Below are 22,326 nucleotides of genomic sequence, written 5' to 3' on the forward strand. Positions count from 1 at the left end.
TCGAACCGCCGCTCGTCAGTACGCGACCGTCGCGATCTGGCGGATGAAGCGGCCCTGCTCCAGTTCGTCGACGAACGCGATCGCGTAGTCTTCGGCCGAAATGCGGCTGTTGCCGTCCGCGTCCGCAATCAGCGTGTTCGCGCCCGTGCGGAACTTGCCGGTGCGCTCGCCCGGCGCGATCAGCGCGGCTGGCGCGAAGAACGTCCAGTCGAGATCGGTCACGCCGCGGTAGTACTCGAAGGCGTCGCGGTGCGCGAGTGCAATACCCTTGTACGCGTCCGGAAAGCCGTCGGTATCGACCAGTTGTTTGCCCGGTGCGACTTCGAGTGAGCCCGCGCCGCCTACCACGACGACGCGCTTCAGCCCCGCCGCGCGCACCCCCTCGACCAGCGCGCGTGTCGCTTGCGTCAGCGTGGCGAGATCGCCCTGCGGCGGCGCATACGCGCTTGCGACCACGTCGTGACCGCGCACCGCCGCGCCGACGCTCGCGGCGTCGAGCAGATCGGCCTGCGCCGCATGCAGATTCGCGACGCCAGCCGGCACGCCCGCCGGATCGCGCACCAGCGCCGTCACCTGATGCCCGCGACGCGCGGCTTCCGCGGCGATGCGCGAACCGATCATGCCAGTCGCGCCAAACAGGGCGATCTTCAGTTGCTTGCTCATATCAGCGTACTCCTCAGGTTGTCTTATATGTAACTTTTATAGTTACATATAACGAGAAAAAAAGCGGGGCGCTCACCCCGTTCCTTTGTTTGGCACGCGTGCCGGAATAGTTCGACCCGCGCCCTACGACACTGCGCTTCTATCGTTCGCCGCCGCCGAGTCTTGCGCGCGAAGACACGCTCAAGCACGGCGCTTGCGCTCGCGCTGCTTCTCCGAGCGGACCACGTCGGCAGTCGCGTCGGCGAGCGTGCGCGCGGCCAGCGTCGCTTCCATTGCCTGCTGCGCTTCGTCGATGATCCCGCTCAACACGCTCTGGATATTGCGCCCCACCATGCACGCTGGATTTGGCTCCTCGCGATGCAACGCGAACAACTGTGCGTCTTCCACCGCGCGATAGACCTCGAGCAACGTGATCCGTTCCGGCCGCCGCGCAAGCAACGCGCCGCCACCGGCGCCCATCTGCGAGGTGGTGAGGCCGGCGTCGGAGAGCATGCTCAGAAGCCGGCGAATGAGCGCGGGATTGGTGTTCACGCTGCCCGCGATCATCTCCGACGACAACGGCACGCCGCCCTGTAGCGACAACAGCGCGAGCACATGCACGGCAAAGGCAAACCGGCTACTCGTGTTCACGGCAGATCCGTCCCGAAACGACAATGTGTAACCATCGTAATTACATATGACGCTAATGTCAAACGGCGAAACCGGATCGAACGGCGCGAGTCATTTATCCATCTGCTTCTGCGCGTCGGCGGAATCGGTCGATGCAGTCGACGAAGCCGACGCGCCCGCATTCTGCGCCGACCACGCCTGCAGCTTGCGCCCCGCCGTTTCGAGGCCCTGGCCCGTGATCGACGCGGCCTTGCCGAGCTGCGCGTTGGCCGCGCTCGCCGCGTTCTGCAGGTTGGCCTGCGCGCTCGACGCGAGCGCGGCCGGGTCGATCTTGAGCGACGGCGCGGAGGCCGAGTCGAGGTTCTGTTGCGCGGCGTCCTTGGTCGCGTCGACCTGTTGGCCGACGTAGCTCGCGGCCTGATCGAGCTTCTGACCGGCAAGCTGCGCGGCGTCGTTCAGCTTGCCCGCGACCTGGCCGGCCGACGCGTCGTTCTTCTGACACGCGGCCAGCGCGCCGAATACGAGGGCCACGACCGCCGCGCGGCGCAATAACGATGAGGAAAGAGATGAAATCATGATCTGGAAGGAGCCGCGTCGGGCGGCTCGCACATGCGAAGACGTGCCCATGATACCGCCGTTGCGCCGCGCGGCCGCTTCGGATCGCCCCGGCGAGTTGGTCGCGGTTCTGCCGAACCTGATGGAGCTGATGTCCGCGCGATTCAAAAGGCGACCCTTTCCTCAACGATCGTCCTCGGCGCGCGCCTCTTGCCGCGGCAGTATTGCGAAGCCCCAATTAGCAAATAAAAGTTGATTATGTCGCCAATCATGTACGGCTAGTTTGTGTCAATCGCCGAGCTTACGATGGCATCACTTCATCACACACGTAGGAGAGACATCATGGCTAACGTTCAACAGGGTGGTTTCAAGCGGGTATGGTTCATCACCGGCGCATCGCGAGGCATCGGCGCATTGATAGCTGAAGCCGCGCTCGCGGACGGCAACGCGGTGGTGGCCGCTGGACGCAAGGTCGCGGCGATCAGCGAGCGTCTTGGCGAGTCGGCTGCGTTGCTGCCGGTGGAGCTGGACGTGACCAACGAGGCCCAGGCAAAGGCGGCGGTGCAGGCCGCGATTGAAAAATTCGGCCGCATCGACGTGTTGGTCAACAACGCCGGGTTCGGTCTCCTTGGCGCGGTGGAAGAATCCGCCGACGACGAGGTGCGTCGCATCTACGACACGAATGTCTTCGGCTTGCTCAACGTCACGCGCGCTGTATTGCCGACCATGCGCGCGAACCGCTCGGGCCACGTGATCAATGTTTCATCGATTGGCGGCTATCGTGCCGCGGCGGGCTTTGGCGTGTATTCGTCGACGAAGTTCGCCGTCGAAGGCATCACAGAAGCGTTGCATGCCGAGTTGAGACCGCTGGGCATTCGCGCGACAGTCGTCGAGCCGGGGTATTTTCGTACCGACTTTCTCGATGCGTCCTCGCTGGTCGTGGCGCCCGAGGTGATCGACGATTACGACGAAACCTCGGGTGCGGTTCGCCGCAAGGCCATGCAATTGAATCACAACCAGCCTGGCGACCCGACCAGGCTGGCGGCCGCGATGATCGCGCTGGTCGACGCGGCGTCCCCGCCGTTGCGCCTGCCGCTTGGGACGGACACGCTGGCCGCCATCGCTGCGAAAAACGCTTATGTGACGCAGGAAACGGAAACGTGGAAACAGCTGTCGTCTTCAACCGACTTCGCTGCCTGAGCGAGGAAAGCGGCGGTTCGGCATGGGTTGAGCCGCTGTTCTGGCATTGCGCCCGAACCCTGCGAGGATTGATGCAATCTGGCGAGCACATCGATGTACTCGCAGCTGGGCGGCACGCGGATCGCGCACCGAGCCCCGAGGCCAGGTGCAGCGACGAGCGTCGACTTGCAGCGGCGCTCGCCTCAACATCGTTCAACATCGCCCCACAATTCAGAATCTTCCGACAGTTGCAGGCGAAACACCTCCCTATAGTCGCGGCTCCTTTTGGGGAGTGCTGTTTCGATGAAACTGATCGACTGGATCGTCACCCTCGTCATCATGCTGATGGCGATCGTTTTTTTCTGCGCGCGCCGGCTGCCCACCTGGTCGCACGACACCCGCGCTCGGCATATGAAAGGGACCCGTTTGCTGATGCAGGCCGCGTGTGCACTGTGGGCGGCGCTGCTCGGTGTCACGCACGGCCTGTTTGCCGTCGAGGGTCTTGCCGGCATTCGGCCAACACCGGCCGAAACGTTCGCCGGCATCGCCGTGCTGCTGGCATGCGGTTGCTACTGGTCGGTGCGCGGCAGAAGACTGCTGAAGCCGCGGCGGATTTTCGCCGGTTGATGCGCGGGCGAGCGCCATCCGCGCCGCACGATCGAGCGCCCCCTACCGCGTGCTGATTCCTCGCACCGCGTCGATCGAACGCGCGGACGACCCGCCGCCTGCGCCCAAGCCTGGTCCCGCAGCGCCCGGCACACTCTCACGCGCACCGCGCGCCGCCGGAGCCGGACCCGCCGCGGCGAGCGCAGCCGCGCCAGCCGCGGCCGGTTTCGCGCCCGCAGCACCCGCCTCTGGCAGCGACAGATAGAACGTCGTGCCCACCCCCTCCTTCGATTCCGCCCACACGCGGCCGCCATGTCGCTCGACCATCCGCCGCACGAGCGCGAGGCCGATGCCCTCGCCGGCCGCGGCATTGCCGTGCAGCCGCTGGAACGCGGTGAACAGGCGCGGCAGCGCGATCGCCGGGATACCGAGGCCGTTGTCGCGCACGTAGAAGATCCGCAGCGAATGCACGCCCGGCGGCGCAGGCGTCGTGCCAATTTCGACGCGGCCCTCGCGCGCCGGGTCCAGATAGTTGACTGCGTTGCCAATCAGGTTTGCGAAGATCTGTTCGAGCGCGGTCGGATCGCCCCATACCGCGGGCAGTTCGCCGACCGTCACGCGGGCGCGCCGCGCACGGATCGAGCCCTGCATCGCATCGACGACACGTTGCACGATGTCGCGCACATCGACATTCTGGCGCCGGTACTCGACCCGCCCGACCCGCGACAGCCGCAGCAGCGCGTCGATGATGTGCGACGCGCGCAGCACCGCGGTCTGCAGATAGTGCAGCGCCTCGCCGATGTCCTCGTCGACGAGGCGCTCGATCCGCTCGCGCGTGCTGATCGCGAGCGACGAACCGCGCACCGCGTCGCGCAACTCGTCGCTTGCGCGAATCAGCTCCCTGGAAAATCCCTGCAGGTTCACGAGCGGCGCGCGCAGGTCGTGCGACACGCTGTAGATGAACATTTCGTTTTCCTGGGTCTGCTGGCGCAGCGTCTCGTTGCTGCGCGCGAGCTCGGCGGCGCGCCGCTCGAGGTCCGCGTGAAAGCGAGCTTCGATGCGCTCGGCTTCGAGCAGTCGGCGGCTCGTCTCGTGCAAGGTCAGATCGAGCCGCGCGATTTCATCGCTACCCGCGCCGAGCGGCGCGAGCGGCTCGTTGCCGGCGAGCCGGCCCGCGTTGTCGGACAGCAGCGCGAGCCGGCCGCGCACACCGCGCGTGAACATCCAGACGGCGAGCGCGACGAACACCAGCGAGCCCAACGCGGCCGCGACGATCAGCGTCTGTTCCCGTTCGCGCACGGCGGCGACGGCATTCGAGCGCGAGCTATCGAGACGGCGCTCCTCGGCCTGGAACGCGGTCACCTCCACACGGAAATGATCGAGCACGTCGGCCTGGGCGAGATCGTGGAAGCGCGCGAGAATCTCGCCGCGCCGCCCGGCGTGCAGCATGTCCTGGATCCGGTCGGACCACTGGCGGTACGTCTGCACCGCCTGGCGCACCTCGGCCACGCGCTTGACCTGCGCCGGATCGTCCGCGACGAGTTCGGCGAGCTCGTCGATGCGCCGGTCGACGTCTATCCATACCGTGATCGGGGTGGTGAAATGCGCGTCGTTGGCGAGCACCGCGCCCCGCAGCGCGACCGATTCGGCCAGCACCGGATCGAGAATCTCCGTGGTCTGGCGCAACACCTTCTCGCTATGGATCGCCCAGCGCTCGGCCATCGTCGCATCGGTCTGGGCCTTCACGACACCGGTGAGCAGCGCGAGTTCGAAAACGGCCGGGATCGCGATCAGAAGCAGGCCTTTAGTGGTCAGTCTCATGCGTGCCCATGGGAGGGGTTGGCCGGCGGATCGTGCACGGAGTCGGCACATTATGTCGGCGTTTGCGCGGGAAAAGAAAGAGGGGCACGAACGCGTCGACGGTAGCTTCTGCCGTTCGCGCACAGTGCGCCAGAAATGGGCATCGACGCGCCCGACCAGCATCTTGCTGCGTCAGGATTTCGAATCAAAATGTAATTTACATCGGATATTTCGCCCTCCTCTGGGTCAATCTGCGCAAGGGCGTCGATTTATGCACTTTTCTTGTGCTATTCCTCTCTGTTCAGGTGCATGACGCGCTCGGGCGGCGCATGGCTCAAAATCCATCGGATGCCCATCCCGGTGCCCGATTGCACCGTGTCGACGCGACCAGCACAGCTTTGGCCCGCTTCTTGCTGACATAGCGCACTTTTTTGGCATAAGCGGGACATATCGATGGAAAGTCTGAAATACGGCGCCGATACCGAGTTTCTTTTGATGGGCGCTGCCATGGTGCTGGCGATGCACGCGGGATTCGCCTTCCTGGAGCTTGGCACCGTGCGCAAGAAGAATCAGGTGAATGCGCTGGTCAAAATTCTGGTGGACTTCGCGGTCTCGACGATCGCGTACTTCTTCATCGGCTACACGATCGCATACGGCGTGCAGTTTTTCGACAGCGCGGCGACGCTCGCCCAGCACAACGGCTATGCGCTCGTGCGCTTTTTCTTCCTGCTGACGTTCGCCGCCGCGATCCCCGCGATCGTGTCGGGTGGCATCGCCGAGCGCTCCAAGTTCAATCCGCAGCTGTTCGCGACGTTCGTGCTGGTCGGTTTCATCTATCCGTTCTTCGAAGGCATCGCGTGGAATGGCCGCTTCGGCATCCAGGACTGGCTCACGCAGGCTTTCGGCGCGCCGTTCCATGACTTCGCGGGCTCGGTGGTGGTGCACGCGTTCGGCGGCTGGGTCGCGCTGCCGGCCGTGCTGCTGCTCGGCGCGCGCCACGGTCGCTATCACCGCGACGGCGGCATCGCCGCGCATCCGCCGTCGAACATTCCGTTTCTCGCGCTCGGCGCATGGGTGCTGACGGTCGGCTGGTTCGGCTTCAACGTGATGAGCTCGCAGACGCTCGACAGGATCAGCGGCCTCGTCGCGGTCAATTCGCTGATGGCGATGGTCGGCGGCACGCTGAGCGCGTGGTTCGCGGGCCGCAACGACCCGGGCTTCACGTACAACGGCCCGCTCGCCGGGCTCGTCGCGGTGTGCGCGGGCTCGGACATCATGCATCCGCTCGGCGCGCTGGTCACGGGCGGTATCGCCGGCGTGCTGTTCGTCTACATGTTCACCTGCGTGCAGAACCGCTGGCGCATCGACGACGTGCTCGGCGTGTGGCCGCTGCACGGGCTGTGCGGCGCATGGGGCGGCATCGCGGCCGGGATCTTCGGCATCCATTCGCTCGGCGGGCTGGGCGGCGTGTCGTTCGCCTCGCAGGTCATCGGCACGCTCGGCGGAATCGTCGTGTCGGGGCTCGGCGGCACGGTCGTGTACGGCGTGATCCGCATGACGGTCGGGCTGCGCCTCGACCAGGAAGAGGAATACAACGGCGCCGATCTGTCGATTCACAAGATTTCGGCAACGCCGGAGTGAACGAAGGCGGCGCTCGCGGGAAACGGGAGAGGCGCGACTCACGCGCCTGTCCCCAGATGCGCGCGCCGATGTTAGACTTCGCGGCTGGAGATGGCATTCTCCATTAACCGCCCTTGGGGCTGATGATGCCTGCTACGCCCGGTTATGCGGACGCGGCATCAACTCGCCCGCTTCAACCGGTCTGTCGACATTCCGGTTTCGATCCTCTTCCATGTATTGGTCTTTTCTCGCTGTCGCGATTGGCGGCGCACTCGGCTCGCTGTTTCGCTGGTTCCTCGGCATTCGACTTAACCCGGTCTTTAGCGACCTGCCGCTCGGCACGCTCGCCGCCAACGTGATCGCCGGCTACATCATCGGCGTGGCGGTCGCGGGCTTCGCGCGAGTGCCCCAGCTCACGCCGGAATGGCGGCTGTTCGTCATCACCGGTCTGATGGGCGGGCTGTCGACGTTCTCGACGTTCTCCGCGGAGGTCGTGCAGCGTCTGCAGGACGGCCGGTTCGGCTGGGCGGCGGGCGAAGTGGCGATTCACCTGAGCACTTCGCTGATCATGACGATTCTCGGCATCGCGACGGTTTCGTTGCTGGCGCGCTGAGTCGAACACGTTGACGAGGATCACGGACGCGGGCCCGAGCCGTCGGCAATCGGGCTAGCGCCCGTTTGCATCTGAGCTCGGTGCGAGCCAGCTCGACGATCTCGTCGCCGCGTCCGTTCAATATCGCACGCAGCATATAAAGGCTGAATCCCTTCGCATGGGCAAGTTCCACCTTCGGAGGCATGGCAAGCTCATGCTTCGATGTGACCACATCGACGAGTGCGGGACCGGGATGCGCAAACGCCTGCACCTGGCCGGCAGCGCGTCTCACTGTGTCTTCGGCACCGACGTCGCAGGCAGCGGCGCGGGCCGCGCTGCGTCCCAGCGACTCTTCAGCACGCGGCGCAGCCTGGTCCTGAGCGGCACCACGACCCGCTCCTGAAACAGCACCGACGCCACCAGCACCAGGATCAGATAGACCGGATAGGCGGAAAAATGCACGGGCACCTGGCTTGCCGCCGCCCGGCAAACATGCGGTCGATGCACGCATGACAACAGCGAATACGGAATGCCAAGCAGCTTCTGCACTTTGAGAAAGCCGATAAATAGCGGGTATTGCAGCGCGAAGATCGACAACGAAGCGTTGCCGAGCCGTCTCGTCCAGGCGCCCACGCGCGGCGACGCGTTTTGCAGTGCGCTCGCGCAAACAAAAATCACCGCGACTTGCGCGGGCAAGAGTGCGCCGTTGTGAAGAAGTACTTCCCACGAACGCATTCCCGCCGTAAACAGAAAAGTAGCGCCGATGAAAAGTGCCCCTGTAGCAGCGAATATGATCCATCGGCAACTCGCGATCATGCCGGTAATGCTTTCGACGTTCGCCTCGAATATCCCGTAAGCGAGAATACCCGCCAGAAACTCCGGAAGCCGCACCAGCGGATTGGTATGCAACACACCGATCGGCCACACCTGATACCAGCCGCCTGCAACGACGATCACGGCCGGCAACAGGCTGGCGCCCCACATCGCCATCAGCATCGTGGACTTCCAGCGCATCGACAGCAGGCGTGGCGCGAGCGCCGGAAACAATAAATAGAAAAAAAACAGCGTCGACAACGACCACGACGGAATGTTGAATGACAGATAAAAGGGATTCCAGGCCTGCAATAACAGGATCTGTAAAACCGCATTGACCGCCACTTCCGCACCGCTCATGGTGTGCACAATCGGTGTTGCTGAATCGAGGTTGCTCAGTTCGGTGTCGAAGGGATGGGAATTCACAGCCATTAATGCAACGCTCAGCGCTAACGTAATGATGTGAATGGGATAAATATTGCTAAAACGGTTGATAAAAAACTTCGATGCCGAAACCGTCATCGCTTCGCCAGTTTTCTTTTCCACCGAAACGTGCGATAGAATGAATCCTGACAGAATAAAGAAGATACTCGTCGCGCAGCCGCCGAATTTGAAGAAGTCGGCCATTGGCATCGCCCTCGCCTCGGGGTAAATGACGAGCGTGTGGAAGACGACCAGATAGCAGGCCAGCAGGAACCGCAGGACGTCCAGCCCCGGGAGCATCGCCTTCATTTTGTTTTCCTTTTTCTTACGTGGAAATATCTCTTCATTGCGTTTCCTTTCATTTTTATATTCTTTAATTTTTAAATTGAAAGAATTTACGCGGCTCGATATGCGGAGCATGATTCATGGAGGCGCGGCAACCGGTATGTGCGCTTCCGCACCAATTGCAGCTGCAAAAAAACCACTGTGTGCGAAGATCGCCCGAAACCAGCGCGCGCGTCTCCGCCCCATCCCGTTAATGAGAAAACGGTGACAAAATAAATGCGCAGAGCTGCGATGTAAAAAAACGCAACCAATAGGCGTGTCTCAGAACACGGTGGACGGAGCTTGGGCAATGCCGGTGAAGAGACGCCACGCTTCAAATCGCGCGGCGAGCTGTTTGCGATAGAGCGAGGCGCTCAGAAGATGACTGCGTGCGTTCGGACAAGCGAAACCCTCGCATCCGGCGCTCGCGTTCACGCGTGGGTTGATGGCTGTTTTCAGCGCGGTTGTTCGCGCGCGCAGGCCTTGACGAACACGTGCTTCACATTCGCCAGTTCAGGGATCTCTGTTTTCGCGGGCCATGTGCTGCCCGGCTTGCGACGGGCAGTCCTGACCTGATGCGCAAAACTGGCGCCGAACTTGTCCGTCCACCGCCGGATCGATTCGGCTGACAACCACGCCGCGCTCGAACAGTAGCTCCTCGATGTTGCGACGGCTGAGTTGAAAGCGGAAATACCTCCGAACCGCGTGGCTGATGACTGACGCCGGGAATCGATGGTCATGGTAGAGCGATTTCGTCTTCTTCATCACGTCATCGTAGCTGACCAGCGCGCGAACGTGACAACGCCCGGCGAACCAATCCTCACGCCCCGTTCGGAATCCCTTCAATCGGACACTCCGGCGTCCCTGGCGTCGGGCGCGTGAGTGCTTCGACGCGGCGGCGCGTGCCGTCGGGGTCTTCGATCCAGTCGCGATAGAACCCAAACGGACAGGCCGCCACGCCGTTCGCGCCGTCGCCCGAATTGATCGTGCCCGTGTACCCGCGGTGCAGAAGTTTGTATAGATGGTTCTGCGACTGCATCGTGCGCCGCGCGTCGCGGATCATGCTCAGCGAGAGCTCCGCGTACTGCACGCCCATCTCCTCCTCGCCGCACTCGCCGAGCGTGCGCCCGTCGAAACCCACGATCGCCGAGTGACCGAAGTACGAATACACGCCGTCCCAGCCCGTGGCATTCGCCACGGCGACGTAAGTGTTATTCATCCACGCCATTGCCTTAGCCACCATCACCTGCTGCTCCTTGGCCGGATACATGTAGCCCTGGCAGCGCACGATCAATTCCGCGCCGTTCATCGCGCAGTCGCGCCAGATCTCGGGATAGTTGCCGTCATCGCAGATGATCAGGCTGATCTTCAGACCCTTCGGCCCATCCGTCACGTAGGTACGATCGCCCGGATACCAGCCTTCGATCGGCGTCCAAGGCATGATCTTGCGATACTTCTGCACGATCTCGCCGCGATTGTCGATCAGCACGAGCGTGTTGTACGGCACCTTACGCGGATGTTCTTCGTGACGCTCTCCCGTGATCGAGAACACCCCCCAGACGTTGGCCTGGCGGCACGCCGCCGCAAATATTTCCGTCTCCTCGCCCGGCACCGTCGACGCCGTATCGAACATCTCCTGCCGGTCGTACATGATGCCGTGCGTCGAATACTCGGGAAACACGACGAGATCCATGCCAGGCAAGCCCTGTTTCATGCCGATCACCATGCCGGCGATGCGGCGCGCGTTGTCGAGCACCTCCGCCTTCGTATGCAGACGCGGCATCTTGTAGTTGACCACCGCGACGCCCACGCAATCGTTGCTGCTCGAAATATCGCCATGTCGCATGACATATCCTCCTTAAGTCCCTCAGATCGCAGGCGGACTTCGGTCCGCCCGCTCCGCTTCAGCACACACTCACTAGTGGCTGATCATCCATGGTCGTCCTTCCGGCCGTTTGAGTCCGTCCGAAGCCGATCCCGCGAGCTTCGCGCTGCCACCCGAGCAGCAACTGCATCCTGCCCGATGACGCAACGGCGCCCCGTCACCGGACTGGCGCGGCGCGTGCTGCGCGCGCTCGTTCGTTGCGTACGCGGAGCGCCGTGTATTCGCCATCAAGGCTAGCGACGGCGCGCTGATCACTCGGCCACTCTCCCCTCCGCACTCGGGACAGCGGCAAGGCTTTTCGCGGTCCGCCATGCGCCGCATGACGGAAAAGGGACCGCAACTCACGCATTCGAAGTCGTAGATCGGCATGACAAGCTCTCCTGGTAGCGTTGGCTCAGACGTTCGCCAGATCCGGCGAGCATGGCAAATCCACACCACCCTTGATGTGCTGGATGGGCCCATCGGCATTTGGGCGAATGTCGAAGTCGAAAATCTGTGTCGGCAGCCACAAGGTCGCGCACGCATTGGGAATATCGACCACGCCGCTGATGTGCCCCTGCACCGGCGCACAACCGAGCAACGAATACGCCTGCGCGCCCGAATAGCCGAACTTCTTCAGATACTCGATCGCGTTCAGACAAGCCTGCCGATACGCGACCGTCACGTCGAGATAATGCTGAGCGCCCTGCTCGTCGACCGAAATGCCTTCGAAAATGAGGTAATCGTTGTAATTCGGCGTGATAGGACTCGGCTGGAATACCGGATTGCGAATTCCGTATTTCGCCATGCCACCCTTGATCAGATTCACGCGCATGTGTACCCAGCCCGCCATTTCGATCGCGCCGCAAAACGTGATCTCGCCGTCGCCCTGGCTGAAGTGCAGATCGCCGACGGAAAGTCCTGCGCCATCCACGTAGACGGGGAAGAACACCTTCGAGCCGCGCGACAGATCCTTGATGTCGCAATTACCGCCGTGCTCCCGCGGCGGCACGGTGCGCGCCCCTTGCGCCGCCGCCTTGTCACGCGCGTCGCCCGTGAGTTGCCCCATATGCGCGGTCGCGGCGAACGGCGGATTCGCCAGTGGCGGCACGCGCTCCGGCGCGGTCGCGATCAGGCCGGTTTCGCGTGCGTTCCACGTTTCTAGCAGTTTCGGATCAGGCAGGCATCCGATCAGGCCGGGGTGAATCAGACCCGCGAAATTCACGCCCGGAATGTGGCGCGAGTTCGTGTAGACGCCGTGAAAATCCCAGATCGACTTCTGCGCGGCGGGAAAATGGTCGGTGAGAAAACCGCCGCCATTGGACTTCGAGAAAAATCCGTTGAAGCCCCACTGGCTCTCGGACTTCGCACCGATGTCGAGCAGGTCCACGACCAGCAGATCGCCGGGTTCCGCGCCATGCACGCCGACCGGGCCGGACAGAAAATGGACGATCGACAGATCGATGTCGCGCACGTCGTCGGCGCTGTCATCGTTCTTGATGAAGCCGCCGGTCCAGTCGTAGGTTTCGAGGATGAAGTCGTCGCCGGGCTTGACCCAGCAAGCCATCGGAATATCCGGGTGCCAGCGGTTGTGCACCTGCGTGTTTTCGTAGGCCGGCTGGTTCAGATCCACCTTGATGAGAGTTTCGGGCATTGCGTTCGCTCCATGATTCGAGGGTCAGTAAATGCGGTTCGGTGCGCCGCACTCATACCGAGAGGTATTCGCGGATGCGGTCGGTGTCGCCTGCATCGCGGGTGCTTTGATGTACGAAGCGGCCGCCTTCGATCACGAAGAGCCGGTCGGCGACGTCGAGCGCGAAGCTCAACACCTGCTCGGACACCACGATGGCGATGTTGCGGCTCGTGCGAATCTGATTGAGTGCCTTCGCGATGTCCTTGATGACGGACGGCTGAATGCCCTCGGTAGGCTCGTCGAGCAGCAACACCTTCGGATCGGTCGCGAGCGCGCGCGCAATCGCGAGCTGCTGTTGCTGGCCGCCCGAGAGGTTGCCGCCCTTGCGCCGTCGCATGTCGAACAGCACGGGAAAGAGCGCGTAGAGATCGTCGGGCACGAGCTGGCTGCGCGCCTTTTCGAGGCCCGTCTGGATGTTCTCCTCGACGCTCAGCGACGCGAAGATCTGCCGGCCTTGCGGCACGTAGCCGATGCCTTTCGCCACGCGCCGGTAGCTCTCGTCTTTGGACACGTCGGCGCCGCCCACCCGCACCGTGCCGCGATTGGCGGGCAGCATGCCGATTAGCGCCTTGAAAAGCGTCGTCTTGCCCATGCCGTTGCGGCCCATCACCGCGACGCTTTCGCCGTTCGCCACGGAAAATCCGATGCCGTGCAGCACCTCGCTCTGGCCGTAGCTGACCACGAGATCGTCGACTTCCAGCATGATGTGTTCTCCGTGTAAATTCAGTGGCCGAGATAGACATCGATCACGCGAGGATCGGATTGCACCTGCGCCATCGGCCCTTCCGCGAGGATCTTGCCTTGATGCATGACCGTGACCTTGTGCGCGATCCGCTCGACGAAGGCCATGTCGTGCTCGATCACGATCATCGAGCGATTGCGGCAAATGTGATCGAGCAGTTCCGCCGTGACTTCCCGTTCGCGCGCGCTCATGCCTGCAATCGGTTCGTCCAGCATCAGGAGTTCGGGGTCCTGCATCAGTAACATGCCGATTTCCAGCCACTGCTTCTGGCCGTGCGACAGCAGCCCGGCTTCGAGATCGAGCGAAGCGGCAAGACCGATCTCATCGGCTACCGCACGCACCCGGTCGGCCACTTCGGCATCCTCGCGATAGGCGAGCGCGCCGAACACGCTGCGTCCGCGCGGAAACGACACTTCGAGGTTTTGCGCGACGCTCAGGTTTTCGTAGATCGACGGCGTCTGGAACTTGCGGCCGATGCCCTTGCGCACCCGCCGGAACTCGGCGAGATTTGTGATTTCCTCGTTGCGGAACTTGATGCTGCCGGCGGTTTCCCTGGTCTTGCCGCAAATCAGATCGAGCAGCGTCGTTTTGCCCGCACCGTTCGGGCCGATCACGACGCGCAATTCGCCGCGCTCGAGATAGAGGTTCAACGAATCGATCGCCTTGAAACCGTCGAACGACACGCTCAGATCTTCGATCGCAAGCAGAAAGTCAGTGTTGCTCATGCGTCAGATCTCCTTGTTCGCTGCGCCGAGCCACCGGCGGATACGCGGCCGGGCATGCTCTTCGTAGAGACCCGCGAGCCCGTTCGGAAAGGCCATCACCACGCCGATGAACATCGCCGCCATCAGATAGAGCCAGAGATTAGGCAGGCTCTCCGAGAACCAGCTTTTGCCGAGGTTGACGAGAATCGCGCCATACACCGCGCCCACCAGTGACATGCGCCCGCCGACTGCGGCATAGATCACCATCTCGATCGACGGCACGATGCCGACGAACGACGGTGACATGAAACCCACCTGCAACGTGAACATTGCGCCGCCGACAGCCGCGAGCAGCGCCGCGAGGCAGAACGCGAACACCTTGAACATCGCGACGTCGTAGCCGGAGAAGCGCACGCGGTCCTCCTTGTCGCGCATCGCGAGCAGCAGCGTGCCGAGCTTGCTGCGCTGGACCCAGCGACAGGCGAGCAGCGCGCCGATCAGCAGCACCGCATTGACGAAATAAAGAACCAGCTTCGCATGGTCGGTGCGGATGTCCCAGCCGAGCAGCGTGCGCAGATCGGTGATCCCGTTCACGCCGCCCGTATATCCTTGCTGGCCGATGATCAGCACCGAAAGAATCAAGGCGACCGCCTGCGTGATGATCGCGAAGTACACGCCGCCCACCCGCCGCTTGAACATCGCATAACCGACGACGAACGCGAGAGCCGTAGGCACCACGAGCACGGCGAGGATCGAGAACGGTAGAGAATGAAACGGCCTCCACCACGTAGGCAGCGCGGTGAGCTGATTCCAGTCCATGAAGTCGGGAATGCCGGGCGTGGTCTGCGTGTGGGTGGCGGCCGGGTCGGACGCCTCAAGCTTGAGGAACATCGCCATCGCGTAACCGCCGAGGCCGAAGAACACGCCTTGTCCGAGGCTGAGCACGCCGCCGTAGCCCCACGCGATCACGAGGCCAATCGCCACGAAAGCGTAGGTGAGGTACTTGCCCATCAGGTTCAGGCGAAACGTATCCAGCACAAGCGGAAACACGACAACGATCAGCACCGCGAGTATCGCGATGCCCACGTAACCCGACGCGTCGAGCCGCATCGCGAGCGCGCGCCAGCCTCCCGGCGCGCTGGGACCGGATCGCGGGGAAACGCTCCCCGCCACGGCTTGGATGGGTTCCATGTCCATCTCCTACGAATTAATCGGTGAATGAGCCGTGCACGGCGCCCCGCACTCACACGCGCCGCACCTTCGACGCAAAGAGTCCCTGCGGACGCAGCATCAGGATCACGACGACCGTCAGCAGCGTAAGAACACGTGCAATCGAACCCGACAGGAAAAACTCGCTGATCGACTGCATCTGCGCGATGCCGAACGCCGAGGCCACGGTGCCGAGCAGGCTCGCCGCGCCGCCAAAGGTGACGACAAGAAACGAATCGACGATATAGAGAGAACCGCTGGTGGGTCCGGTCGAGCCGATCGCTGTGAACGCCGCGCCCGCCACCCCCGCAATACCGCAGCCGATCGCGAAGGTCATCCGGTCAGTGCGCCGCGTGTTGATGCCGGCAGCGTTGGCCATGGGCCGGTTGGCAACCGTGGCACGCACGCGCAGGCCCCAGCGCGAGCGGTAGAGCGCGAGCAGCAGTCCACCTGTCATGACCAGCGCGAGTCCCATCACGAACATGCCGCTGACTGGAATATCCAGGCCAGGCGCTGGCTCCCAGGAGCCCATCAGCCAGTCGGGCAGCGCAGGACTCACTTCCTTCGGCCCGAACGTCGAGCGAAACACTTGCTGCATGCCGAGACTCAGACCCCAGGTAGCGAGCAGCGTGTCGAGCGGACGGCGGTATAGATGGCGGATCAATGCCCATTCAGCGAGCCAGCCCGCCGCGAACGCGAGGCCGAACGCCGCGACGATCGCGAAGAAAAAGTACACCGGCGTGAACGCGTGCCAGACGTTCTGCGAGAACCACGAAAACATGTAGACGGTATAAGCGCCGATCGTCATGAATTCACCGTGCGCCATGTTGATCACGCCCATCTGGCCGAAGATCACGGCGAGCCCAAGCCCCATCAGGAGCAGAACGCTGAACAGGCTCAGACCGGCGAAGCCCTGCATCAGCGTGATGTTGAAAATGTCGGTGGCGGACATCGAGCGCTCCTCGCGCGGCGGCGCATTGCGTCGCCGCGCAGCTGCGGTTGACGGATTACATGTAGCCCTTCGGGAACGGATTCGGCTGGATCGGCTGGTCGGACTGCGCGACGACCTTGAATTGGCCGTCTGCCTGGCCCTGGCCGATCAGCGAGCGGCTCCACAGGTGGTGATTCGCATCGACCTTCGCATAGCCCTGCGGCGCATTGGCCACGTCGATGCCCGCCGACGACGCCACCACCTTGTCCACGTCGAAGCTGCCCGCGCGCTCGCAGGCGGCCTTCCAGATCCATGGGCCGAGATACGCGGCCTGGGTCACGTCGCCGATCACGGACTTCTGGCCGTAGCGCGCCTTGAACGCAGCGACGAACTTCTTGTTGTTCTCGTTATCGAGTGCCTCGAAGTATTTCATCGACGAATAGAAGCCCGCGAAGTTGTCGCCGCCGATGCCGAGCACTTCGTCCTCGGTGACCGACAGCGTCAGCAGGAACTGCTTCTGCGGAGTGATACCGGCCGCCTTGAGCTGCTTGTAGAACGCAACGTTCGAGCCGCCCACCACGCTCGCGAAAATGCAGTCCGGCCGCGCGAGCTTGATCTTGTTCATCAGCGACGCAAACTCGGTCGTGCCGAGCGGGTAATACTCCTCGCCGACGACCTTCGCGTGCAGATGCTGCTCGATATGACGGCGCGCGATCTTGTTCGACGTACGCGGCCAGATATAGTCGGAACCAATCAGGAAAAACGTCTTGGCCTTCTTCGTGTTCGACGCCCAGTCGAGCGCCCAGAGAATCTGCTGGGTCGCTTCCTGGCCCGTGTAGAACACGTTCTTCGACTGTTCGAGGCCTTCGTAGAAGGTCGGGTAATAGAGCAGCCCGTTGTCCTTCTCGAACACCGGCAGCACTGCCTTGCGCGAGGCCGAGGTCCAGCAGCCGAACACGGCCGCGACGTGATCGTTCTCGAGCAGCTTCTTCGACTTCTCCGCGAAAGTCGGCCAGTCGGAGGCGCCGTCTTCCTGAATGATCTGGATCTTGCGCCCGAGCACGCCGCCCATTGCGTTGATCTGCTCGATCGCGAGGCGTTCGGCCTGGATCGAACCGGTTTCGGAAATCGCCATCGTGCCGGTCGCCGAATGCAACTGGCCGACTGTCACCGTGGTATCGGTCACCGCGAGTCCGGTGGTGTTCACCTTCGCGGTGGGCGGCGTTTGAGCAAATGAAGTACGAGGCAGCCCCAGCGCCATCAACGGCGCGGCGGCGAGGCCGCCGATCAGTTTCCGGCGCAACGGCGACGGTGTGCGAGCATCATCATCGATTCGATCGTCTGCGGACATCACATTCTCCTTATCGGTCGCCCTGCGCTTCTTGCGAGAGCTGGTTCGAGGTTGGACGCAATGTAGAAAGCCAAATTGGCAACCGGAATACGTCGATTGACGTATTCCCCGCAGTCGCACTGGAATGTAATTTGCATCAGACACCGATCCGATCGTTTCCGCACCAATCCAGATCATCTCCATGCCCCAGAGTCACCCGTCAGTGGGCACGCCCAGTACCCAACGCATCGTCAAGGTGCGGCGCGACTACAATGCGTGGGTCGGCGACGAAACGCTCGAGGATTACGCGTTGCGCTTCACGCCGCGTTCGTTTCGACGCTGGTCGGAACTGCGCGTCGCCAACACGGCAATCGGCGCCGTGTCTTTTCTGGTGCTCGAAGCGATCGGCGGCAGTCTCGTCGTCAACTATGGCTTTACGAACGCGGTCTGGGCGATCGCGGTCGTATCGGTGCTCATCTGGCTCACCAGTCTGCCGATCAGCTTTTACGCCGCGCGCCATGGCGTCGACATGGATCTGCTGACGCGCGGCGCGGGCTTCGGCTATATCGGCTCGACGCTCACGTCGCTGCTCTATGCCGTCTTCACGTTTATTTTCTTCGCGCTCGAAGCGGCCATCATGTCGCTCGCGTTGCAACTCTATTTTCATATCTCGCTGGCGATCGCCTATGTACTGAGCTCGCTCGTCGTGATTCCGATCGTGATGTTCGGCATCACGCTGATCAATCGGCTGCAAAGCTGGACTCAGCCGCTGTGGCTGGTACTGTTCGCGCTGCCCTATGCGGCTGTGCTGTGGCACCATCCGGGTCTGGTGCACGAATGGACGACCTTTGCCGGCTTCGCTGCGCAAGGCCGCGCGTTCAGCGTGATCGCGTTCGGGCAGGCCTCGACCGTGGTGTTTGCATTGATCGTGCAGGTCGGCGAGCAGGTGGATTACTTGCGCTTCCTGCCGCCGCTGACTGCAAAGAACCACACGCGCTGGTGGCTCGCGCTGCTGTCGGCGGGACCAGGCTGGATCGTGCCCGGCGCGCTCAAGATGCTCGGCGGCGCATTCCTCGCCTTCGTCGCGATCCAGTATGAAGTCAGTCCGGCGGAGGCCACGCAGCCCACCCAGATGTACCTCGTCGCCTATCACTTGCTGCTCGATCCGTTTGGGCTCGCGAGCTGGGCGCTGCCCGCGATGACGCTGTTCGTGATCGTTTCGCAGTTGAAGATCAACGTGACGAATGCGTACGCGGGCTCGCTCGCGTGGTCGAATTTTTTTGCCCGTCTGACGCATAGCCATCCGGGGCGGGTGGTGTGGCTCGTGTTCAATGTGATGATCGCGCTGCTGCTCGTGGAAATGGGTGTATTCGATGCGATCGCCAAGGTGCTGTCGCTCTACGCAAACATCGCGATCGCGTGGATCGGCGCACTGTTCGCCGATCTCGTCATCAACAAGCCGCTTGGGCTTAGCCCGCGTCATATCGAATTCAAACGCGCACATCTGTACGACGTGAATCCCGTCGGCGTAGGCGCGATGCTGATCGCCGCCGCCGCCGCGATGCTCGCGCAGAGCGGCATGTTCGGCTTGCTGGCACAAGCCATGTCGTCGTTCATCGCGTTCGGCGTGGCAGTCGCCTGTGCTCCGGTGCTCGCGATCGTCACGCGCGGACGCTACTACATCGCGCGCGCCGCCCAACCCACGGGCAACGCCACTTCGCTTCGCTGCGCGATCTGCGAGAACGCGTTCGAACCGGAAGACACAGCCTTCTGCCCTGCCTACGGCGGCACGATCTGCTCGCTGTGCTGTTCGCTCGATTCGCGCTGCCACGATCGCTGCAAGCCGCACGCACGCTTCGCGTCGCAAGCCGATCGCGCGCTACATCGCGTGTTTCCCCGCGTGCGGCTCGGCCCAGCCGCGCTGCGTCTCATGCACTATGCCAGCCTCATGTGCGCGATACTCGCGGTGCTCGCGAGCGTGCTCTATCTGATCTGGTCACAGAGTGTGACCTCGCTCGCCGTCGACGGATCGTCGATCGACAGCGCGATCGGCCACAGTTTTCTGAAGATATTCTTCGCGCTTTCTCTCGTCGGCTGCATAGCGGCGTGGTGGTTCGTGCTGGAGCGCGAAAGCCGTCGCGTCACGCAGGAAGAATCGCAACGGCAAAACGAATTGCTGATGCAGGAAATCGACGCGCACCAGAAAACCGACGCCGCGCTCAAGCGCGCGACGGCCGCCGCCGAATCGGCGAATCAGGCGAAAAGCCGCTATGTGTCCGGTTTGAGCCACGAGTTGCGCACACCGCTGAACAGCATTCTCGGCTACGCACAGTTGCTTTTGCAGGCGAAAGAGGAGTTTTCGCCGACGCGCTACAGTGCCGTGCGAACGATTCACCGCAGCGGCGAACATCTGCTTGCGCTCGTCGATGGGCTGCTCGACGTCGCGCGTATCGAGGCGGGCAAGCTGGAACTGAACATCGCACGCGTGTCACTGGTGGATTTCGTCGCGCACGTCACCTCAATGCTGCGCCCGCAGGCGCTCGAGAAAACGCTCGCTTTCGACGTGCAGACCGTAGGCCGCCTGCCCGCCACCGTGCGTACCGACCAGAAATGCATGGGTCAGATTTTGACCAACCTGATCGGCAACGCGATTCGCTTCACGTCCACGGGTACTGTGACGCTGCGTGTGAGTCACGTGCTCGACACGTTGAAGTTCGAAGTAGTCGACACCGGCCCCGGAATTCCTCCGGCCGAGATGGAGCGCCTGTTCCTGCCGTTCGAGCGAGGCGAAGCGGCGCATGCGCACGATCACGGCGCGGGACTGGGGCTCACGATCTGCCGGCTTCTCACGCAGGCACTCGGTGGCAGTCTGGAAGTGGACAGCGAGGTCGGGCGCGGCACCCGCTTCATCGTGCGACTGTTCGCGCCAGCAGTGAACAGCGCAGCCGACGCGCGCACTGAACTCGCGGCGATCCGCGGCTATACCGGGCCGAAGCGCGCGATTCTCGTCGTCGACGATCTCGCGGATCAGCGCGGCATCGTCGTGCAACTGCTGACGCCGCTCGGCTTCGACGTCGCCGAGGCGGAGAGCGGCCCCGACGCGTTGCGCTGGCTGGCGACACACAGCGTCGACGTGATCATCATGGACATCTCAATGCCGCTGATGGACGGCTACGAAGCCAGCCGGCTGATCCGCGAAAACCAGTTGTCGAACGCCCCGATCGTGCTGCTTTCGGCCAATGCATTTGCCGACGATCGGGAACGCGCGAGCGCGACCGGATGCGCCGGATATCTCGTGAAGCCGCTCCAGATCAATTTGTTGCTCGACAAGCTCGCGCAGTTACTCGTGCTCGACTGGATCGCATCCGAGCCGTCCACGTCCACGCAAGCCACGCCGCCCGTCAGGCACGCGTCACTGGATGTCGCGTGGCCGAAAGCGATGCTCGAGCGGCTGCGCGCACACCTCGAAGTCGGCTACCTGCAAGGCGTGATCGAACAACTCGACTCGGCGCGCGCGACATGGCCCGCGCTACAGGAGCAGATCGACGTGTTGCGCGCTTTGGCGGAACGCTTTCAGCTAAGGGAGCTTGAGCATGAACTCGACCGACTGTCTCGCGCCGCGGACGTCTGACGCGCGCGCGATGAACTCCACCGATGCGTCGCCCGAGTGGCTGCGCGAGCGTCCCGTCGTGTTGATTGTCGACGACACGCCGGACAACCTCGCATTTCTCTCCGATACGCTTCAGGCACATGGTTACGCGGTGCTGGTCGCGCTCTCGGGCGAAGATGCGCTCAAGCGCCTCGCACGCGTGACGCCCGACGTCGTGTTGCTCGACGCGATGATGCCTGGCATGGACGGCTTCGAGACCTGCAGCCACCTGAAGCAGGACGTTCGCCACGAACATCTGCCCGTGATCTTCATGACGGCATTAACGGAAAGCGAGCATGTGGTGCGCGCGTTTCGCGTCGGCGGCATCGACTATGTGACGAAACCCGTGCGTCCCGAGGAGGTTTGCGCGCGCATTGGCGCACACGTGCAGCGCTCACGTGCGCAACTCTATGCGCACGCGGCACTGTCGCTCGATGCGCGGGCGGCGCTGATCGTCGGCGCCGATGGCGCGATCCGCTGGCAGAGTCCGCAAGCGGCACGGCAAATTTCTGCCTACCGGGCCAGCCACGCCGATGACCTCGTGCAAGCGGTTGCGCACCCCATGTTGCCGCCGCTGTTGCGCGACTGGTTTGCGGACTGGCTCGGGCGCGGGAGTCCGACCGGCGCCGTCCTCGAATTCACCGCAGGACACGTGCGGCGTTCTGCGAGCGCAACCTCCGCTCCCGATCCTGGAGAGTGGATCCTCACCCTCAAGGAGACCGATGACACTGTGCACAGCAGCGCACTCGCGGCGCGCTTCAATTTGACGGCGCGCGAGGCCGAAGTGCTGCTCTGGGTCTCTCGCGGCAAGACGAATCGCGATATCGGCGACATTCTCGGCATGGCGCCGCGCACGGTGAACAAGCACCTCGAACATCTGTTCCGTAAGCTGCACGTCGAGACGCGCGCGGCTGGCGCTGCGCTTGCGATCAAGGCGCTGGACAGGGCCTGAAATAGCTGAACGGTCGCGCAAGCGATGACGGAAACTACGGGAGCCACACGAGTTGCGGGAGTTGCAGC

19 protein-coding genes, 2 pseudogenes and 1 riboswitch are annotated in these 22,326 nt (G+C 63.0%); of the genes and pseudogenes, 6 read left to right on the top strand and 15 right to left on the bottom strand.

Annotated elements, in window-relative coordinates:
- Positions 1 to 15: 15 nt before the first annotated feature.
- The 3 genes from F6X39_RS28755 to F6X39_RS28765 all read right to left on the bottom strand — a co-directional run bounded on the left by F6X39_RS28755 (position 16) and on the right by F6X39_RS28765 (position 1,848).
- Positions 16 to 663, bottom strand: coding sequence for an NAD(P)-dependent oxidoreductase (locus tag F6X39_RS28755; protein WP_187619068.1), 648 nt, complete (start codon positions 661 to 663; stop codon positions 16 to 18).
- A 180-nt stretch (positions 664 to 843) separates the two neighbouring features.
- Positions 844 to 1,293, bottom strand: coding sequence for an Rrf2 family transcriptional regulator (locus F6X39_RS28760; RefSeq protein ID WP_184029975.1), 450 nt, complete (start codon positions 1,291 to 1,293; stop codon positions 844 to 846).
- Between the two features lie 90 nt (positions 1,294 to 1,383).
- Positions 1,384 to 1,848, bottom strand: coding sequence for a hypothetical protein (locus F6X39_RS28765; protein WP_184066942.1), 465 nt, complete (start codon positions 1,846 to 1,848; stop codon positions 1,384 to 1,386).
- Between the two features lie 321 nt (positions 1,849 to 2,169).
- Here F6X39_RS28765 and F6X39_RS28770 point away from each other — a divergent pair, with 321 nt between their 5' ends.
- Positions 2,170 to 3,027: an oxidoreductase gene (locus F6X39_RS28770; RefSeq protein WP_187619069.1), complete on the top strand. Its 858-nt coding sequence runs from the start codon at positions 2,170 to 2,172 to the stop codon at positions 3,025 to 3,027.
- Between the two features lie 282 nt (positions 3,028 to 3,309).
- Positions 3,310 to 3,633 carry a hypothetical protein gene (locus F6X39_RS28775; protein ID WP_090804088.1) on the top strand — a complete coding sequence of 108 codons (324 nt, stop codon included), beginning with the start codon at positions 3,310 to 3,312 and terminating at the stop codon, positions 3,631 to 3,633.
- A gap of 42 nt (positions 3,634 to 3,675) precedes the next feature.
- Here the strand turns inward: F6X39_RS28775 and F6X39_RS28780 are convergent, their stop codons facing one another.
- Positions 3,676 to 5,433 carry a sensor histidine kinase gene (locus F6X39_RS28780; protein WP_187619070.1) on the bottom strand — a complete coding sequence of 586 codons (1,758 nt, stop codon included), beginning with the start codon at positions 5,431 to 5,433 and terminating at the stop codon, positions 3,676 to 3,678.
- 432 nt (positions 5,434 to 5,865) lie between these two features.
- Between F6X39_RS28780 and F6X39_RS28785 the strand changes: the two genes are divergently transcribed.
- A complete protein-coding gene (locus tag F6X39_RS28785) occupies positions 5,866 to 7,053 on the top strand; it encodes an ammonium transporter (RefSeq protein ID WP_187619071.1) in 1,188 nt (395 codons plus the stop codon).
- 77 nt (positions 7,054 to 7,130) lie between these two features.
- Positions 7,131 to 7,192: riboswitch (Fluoride riboswitch) on the top strand.
- A gap of 72 nt (positions 7,193 to 7,264) precedes the next feature.
- Positions 7,265 to 7,645, top strand: a complete 381-nt coding sequence (crcB, locus tag F6X39_RS28790; protein ID WP_184071198.1) for a fluoride efflux transporter CrcB — start codon at positions 7,265 to 7,267, stop codon at positions 7,643 to 7,645.
- Positions 7,646 to 7,715: 70 nt separating this feature from the next.
- Here crcB and F6X39_RS28795 read toward each other — a convergent pair.
- From F6X39_RS28795 to urtA, 11 genes and pseudogenes are all read right to left on the bottom strand, one after another.
- Positions 7,716 to 7,889: pseudogene (locus tag F6X39_RS28795) on the bottom strand (ubiquinone-dependent pyruvate dehydrogenase); the annotation flags it as partial.
- Between the two features lie 23 nt (positions 7,890 to 7,912).
- Positions 7,913 to 9,169 carry an acyltransferase family protein gene (locus tag F6X39_RS28800; RefSeq protein ID WP_187619072.1) on the bottom strand — a complete coding sequence of 419 codons (1,257 nt, stop codon included), beginning with the start codon at positions 9,167 to 9,169 and terminating at the stop codon, positions 7,913 to 7,915.
- 592 nt (positions 9,170 to 9,761) lie between these two features.
- Positions 9,762 to 9,949 (bottom strand): annotated as a pseudogene (locus tag F6X39_RS37075) (IS6 family transposase); the annotation flags it as partial.
- 55 nt (positions 9,950 to 10,004) lie between these two features.
- On the bottom strand, positions 10,005 to 11,030 hold the full coding sequence (locus tag F6X39_RS28810) for an aliphatic amidase (RefSeq protein ID WP_184039871.1): 1,026 nt from the start codon (positions 11,028 to 11,030) through the stop codon (positions 10,005 to 10,007).
- 72 nt (positions 11,031 to 11,102) lie between these two features.
- Positions 11,103 to 11,438, bottom strand: a complete 336-nt coding sequence (locus tag F6X39_RS28815; RefSeq protein ID WP_187619073.1) for an FmdB family zinc ribbon protein — start codon at positions 11,436 to 11,438, stop codon at positions 11,103 to 11,105.
- A gap of 25 nt (positions 11,439 to 11,463) precedes the next feature.
- Positions 11,464 to 12,702: a formamidase gene (gene fmdA / locus F6X39_RS28820; RefSeq protein ID WP_184039865.1), complete on the bottom strand. Its 1,239-nt coding sequence runs from the start codon at positions 12,700 to 12,702 to the stop codon at positions 11,464 to 11,466.
- 52 nt (positions 12,703 to 12,754) lie between these two features.
- Positions 12,755 to 13,444, bottom strand: coding sequence for an urea ABC transporter ATP-binding subunit UrtE (urtE, locus tag F6X39_RS28825; protein ID WP_187619074.1), 690 nt, complete (start codon positions 13,442 to 13,444; stop codon positions 12,755 to 12,757).
- A 20-nt stretch (positions 13,445 to 13,464) separates the two neighbouring features.
- Complete coding sequence (urtD, locus tag F6X39_RS28830) at positions 13,465 to 14,208, bottom strand: urea ABC transporter ATP-binding protein UrtD (protein ID WP_090804072.1); 744 nt, start codon at positions 14,206 to 14,208, stop codon at positions 13,465 to 13,467.
- A gap of 3 nt (positions 14,209 to 14,211) precedes the next feature.
- The gene (gene urtC / locus F6X39_RS28835) at positions 14,212 to 15,378 is read right to left on the bottom strand and encodes an urea ABC transporter permease subunit UrtC (RefSeq protein ID WP_184039859.1); all 1,167 of its coding nucleotides are present in this window, start codon (positions 15,376 to 15,378) and stop codon (positions 14,212 to 14,214) included.
- A gap of 52 nt (positions 15,379 to 15,430) precedes the next feature.
- Entirely contained in the window at positions 15,431 to 16,348 is a 918-nt protein-coding gene (gene urtB / locus F6X39_RS28840) for an urea ABC transporter permease subunit UrtB (protein WP_090804070.1), read from the bottom strand.
- Between the two features lie 55 nt (positions 16,349 to 16,403).
- On the bottom strand, positions 16,404 to 17,678 hold the full coding sequence (gene urtA / locus F6X39_RS28845; protein ID WP_090804068.1) for an urea ABC transporter substrate-binding protein: 1,275 nt from the start codon (positions 17,676 to 17,678) through the stop codon (positions 16,404 to 16,406).
- Between the two features lie 181 nt (positions 17,679 to 17,859).
- Here urtA and F6X39_RS28850 point away from each other — a divergent pair, with 181 nt between their 5' ends.
- Positions 17,860 to 21,288: an ATP-binding protein gene (locus tag F6X39_RS28850; RefSeq protein WP_187619075.1), complete on the top strand. Its 3,429-nt coding sequence runs from the start codon at positions 17,860 to 17,862 to the stop codon at positions 21,286 to 21,288.
- 10 nt (positions 21,289 to 21,298) lie between these two features.
- The gene (locus F6X39_RS28855) at positions 21,299 to 22,258 is read left to right on the top strand and encodes a response regulator transcription factor (RefSeq protein WP_316251734.1); all 960 of its coding nucleotides are present in this window, start codon (positions 21,299 to 21,301) and stop codon (positions 22,256 to 22,258) included.
- The last annotated feature ends 68 nt before the right edge of the window (positions 22,259 to 22,326 follow it).

Origin of the sequence: Paraburkholderia sp. UCT2 (assembly GCF_014397665.1) — a bacterium.
Taxonomy (GTDB): domain Bacteria; phylum Pseudomonadota; class Gammaproteobacteria; order Burkholderiales; family Burkholderiaceae; genus Paraburkholderia; species Paraburkholderia tuberum.